General features: G+C 69.8%; 4 protein-coding genes and 1 pseudogene. 4 read left to right on the top strand and 1 reads right to left on the bottom strand.

The features are described 5' to 3' along the window. Positions 1-271 precede the first annotated feature (271 nt). Positions 272-928, bottom strand: a complete 657-nt coding sequence (locus ACIQ3R_RS16865; protein WP_397420013.1) for a DnaJ domain-containing protein — start codon at positions 926-928, stop codon at positions 272-274. A 52-nt stretch (positions 929-980) separates the two neighbouring features. Between ACIQ3R_RS16865 and ACIQ3R_RS16860 the strand changes: the two genes are divergently transcribed. The 4 genes and pseudogenes from ACIQ3R_RS16860 to ACIQ3R_RS16845 form a co-directional block, all read left to right on the top strand. After that, positions 981-1253, top strand: a complete 273-nt coding sequence (locus ACIQ3R_RS16860) for a BolA family protein (protein ID WP_397420012.1) — start codon at positions 981-983, stop codon at positions 1251-1253. Between the two features lie 30 nt (positions 1254-1283). Then, positions 1284-1757, top strand: coding sequence for a (2Fe-2S)-binding protein (locus ACIQ3R_RS16855; protein WP_397420011.1), 474 nt, complete (start codon positions 1284-1286; stop codon positions 1755-1757). Continuing rightward, complete coding sequence (locus ACIQ3R_RS16850) at positions 1754-2701, top strand: FAD binding domain-containing protein (protein WP_397420010.1); 948 nt, start codon at positions 1754-1756, stop codon at positions 2699-2701. The genes ACIQ3R_RS16855 and ACIQ3R_RS16850 overlap by 4 nt, the downstream gene beginning before the upstream one ends. Continuing rightward, a pseudogene (locus ACIQ3R_RS16845) lies at positions 2698-3030 on the top strand (xanthine dehydrogenase family protein molybdopterin-binding subunit); the annotation flags it as partial. The gene ACIQ3R_RS16850 and the pseudogene ACIQ3R_RS16845, both read left to right, overlap by 4 nt.

Genomic DNA, 3030 nt, shown 5'->3' with positions numbered 1-3030 from the left:
AACTGTCGGGGCTAAGCCTCACACGCCTAGATGGACCGCGCCTCCTAAGAACTGAGGAGGCCGCCAGGATGAGCGAGGAACCCGGGTCAACTTGTTCCGAAACACACGGGTCATCCCGGCCGGAAGCCCGCGCTCAGCGGGCTGGAGAGCCGGGACCCAGTCGCAGGGCCGTGGCTGCTGGGACCCAGATCGCGCTGTCGCGCGTCCGGGATGGCCTTGTGATGAGTGTTGTCGATCAGAGCGGGGCGCGGGCGGGACGCTGACAGCGCGCCTAAACCATCCCCGCCTTGCGCAGCGACTGATAGGCGCGGATCACGCGCTGCAGGCGGTTTTCGCCCGACCGGTCGCCGCCGTTGGCGTCCGGGTGCAGGCGGCGGACCAGTTCGGTATAGCGGGCTCGGATCGCCGGGCCGTCGGCGTCGTCGTCCAGGTCGAGGTCGGCCAGCGCATTGCGCTCGATCTTGCCCAGCTTGCGGCGTTCGGGCTCGGGCTTGCGCGCGCTGTGGCCGCCGCCGCCGAACATGCCGAACGGGTCCTTATAGCCCTGGCCGGTTCCGAAACGCGCGGCGAAAGCGGCGCTTTCGCGGCTCATCCGCCCGGCCCGCATCTCCCAGGTCGGTCGGCCGCCGGTCATCAGCTCCTCGGTCTGCCGCCGCCGGATCTCGGCCTCGGTCAGGCCGGCGAAGAAGTTCCAGTTGCGATTGTACTCCGCTGCGTGCGGCTGACAGAACCAGTAGTGTTCATGCAGCATATCCCGCGCCTTGGGCGCCCGCGCGGTGGCCGCCTTGCGGCACTCGGGATGGTCGCATGGCCGCTCGCCGGGCTTCAACGTATAGACGTCGGCCTCCGGCTCCGGCGTCTCGCCCTCGACGGGCGGGCGGACGCGGATATCCACGAACTTCGGCCTGTATTGAAACGCGCGCGGCATCGCCCGAGTATGGGGCCTCAAAACATCCGAACAAGAATTGAAGATCGGGCCGATGGGCGCCATATCTCAAGCCATACGCACCAAGCTCATCGCGGCGTTCCAGCCCACGCGACTGGAGATCGAGGACGACTCCGCCCGTCATGCCGGCCATGCCGGGGCCCGCCAAGGCGGCGAGAGCCACTTCAACGTGGTGATCCAGTCCCAGGCCTTTGCCGGGGTGAACCGGGTGGCCCGCCAGCGTAAGGTCTACCATGCGCTCGCCGAAGAACTGGCGGGGCCGCTGCATGCGCTCTCGGTTAAGGCGCTGGCGCCGGACGAGAACTGAAACGGTACGGGAATCTGGGGGAGACACCGCTTGCAAACGACGATCACCGTCAATGGCGAGGCGCGCGCGCTGGACATCGATCCGCGCGTCACCCTGCTCGACCTGCTGCGCGAGACGCTTGGCCTTCCCGGGTCCAAAAAGGGCTGCGACCATGGTCAGTGCGGCGCCTGCACCGTGCTGGTGAACGGAAAACGCATCAACGCCTGCCTGTCGCTGGCCGTGATGCACGACGGCGATCAGGTGATCACCATCGAGGGCCTTGGAACGCCCGAGCGGCTCCACCCGCTGCAGCAGGCCTTCCTGACGCATGACGCCTTCCAGTGCGGCTATTGCACGCCGGGCCAGATCTGCTCGGCGCTGGGCCTGCTGGCCGAACGCGAGGCCGGCGCACCTCCGCCCACCGACGAAGAGATTCGCGAGGGCATGAGCGGCAACATCTGCCGCTGCTCGGCCTATCCCCAGATCGTCGCCGCGATCCGCGACTATGCGGAGGCGGGCAAGTGAGACCTTTCACCTACGAACGCGCCGGCAGCCTCGAGGCCGCGGCCAGGGCCGGCGCCGCGCCGGGCGCCCGCTACCTCGCCGGCGGCACCAATCTGCTGGACCTGATGAAGCTCGACATCGAGCGGCCGACGCACGTGGTCGACATCGGCCGCCTTCCGCTTGCGGCGATCGAAGCCACCGCCGACGGCGGCCTGCGCCTGGGCGCGCTCGCCTCCAACACCGCCGTGGCGGCCGATGCGACCGTCCGCGCGCGCTATCCGCTGCTGAGCCAGGCGCTCAGCGCCGGCGGGTCGCCGCAGCTGCGCAACAAGGCCAGCCTGGCCGGCAACCTGATACAGCGCACCCGCTGCAACTATTTCTACGACACCTCCAAACCCTGCAACAAACGCGCCCCGGGCTCAGGTTGCGCGGCGCTGGAGGGCCTCAACCGCAACGCCGCCATCTTCGGCGCCAGTCCCCACTGCGTGGCCACCCACGCCTCCGATCTGGCCGTGGCCCTGACCGCGCTGGACGCCGAGGTCGAGACGCTCGACGCCGCCGGCGCGCGCCGTCGCATCGCCGTCGCCGACCTTCACCGCCTGCCCGGAGATACGCCGCAGCTGGAGACGCAGGTTTCGCCCGGCGAACTGATCACCGCCATCATGGTGCCCCCGCCGCCGACCGGCGGGCAGATTTATCGCAAGGTCCGCGACCGGGCGTCCTACGCCGGCGGCCTGGCCAGCGTGGCGGTGGCCGGCGCCAACGTGGCGCTGGGCATGGTGGCTCTGAAACCCTGGCGCGCTCAGACCGCAGAGGCCGCATTGGCCGCCGGCGGCTCGCCAGCCGAGGCCATGGCCGCCGAGCTGGCGAACGCCAGCCCGTTGGGCCGCAACGACTTCAAAGTCCCGCTGGTGGCCCGCCTCGGCGCCGCCGCCATCACCGAAGCGAAGGATGCCGCCCAATGAGCTCGGTGCACGACTGGGCAGCGCCCAATCCCGTTCGGACCAATCGCGCGGGCATCATCGGCAAGGCGGTCGATCGTTACGAAGGGCCGCTCAAGGTCACCGGCGCTGCGCCTTATGCCTATGAGGTCGCGGCCCCTTCTCCACCCGCTTATGGCGTGATGATCGGGGCCGGCATCGCCAGCGGCCGGATCACCGGCGCCGACATCGCCGCCGCGCAGGCCAGTCCCGGCGTGCTCGCCGTCTGGACCCACCTCAACGTCCCGGCCCAGCCGCCGCGCGGGGCCAAGGCCCATCCGCGCAGCACCCAGGGCTCCAAGCCGGCGCTGGAG

The sequence above is a fragment of the Phenylobacterium sp. genome, assembly GCF_044371015.1.
Lineage (GTDB): Bacteria > Pseudomonadota > Alphaproteobacteria > Caulobacterales > Caulobacteraceae > Phenylobacterium.
The sequence above is the reverse complement of the archived record's forward strand: the minus strand, read 5'-3'. Positions and strand labels throughout refer to the sequence as shown.

What these genes read in the sequence shown, in the direction of transcription:
- ACIQ3R_RS16865 (WP_397420013.1), bottom strand. Translation starts at nt 928, where the DNA reads ATGCCGCGCGCGTTTCAATACAGGCCGAAGTTCGTGGATATCCGCGTC.
- ACIQ3R_RS16860 (WP_397420012.1), top strand. Translation starts at nt 981, where the DNA reads ATGGGCGCCATATCTCAAGCCATACGCACCAAGCTCATCGCGGCGTTC.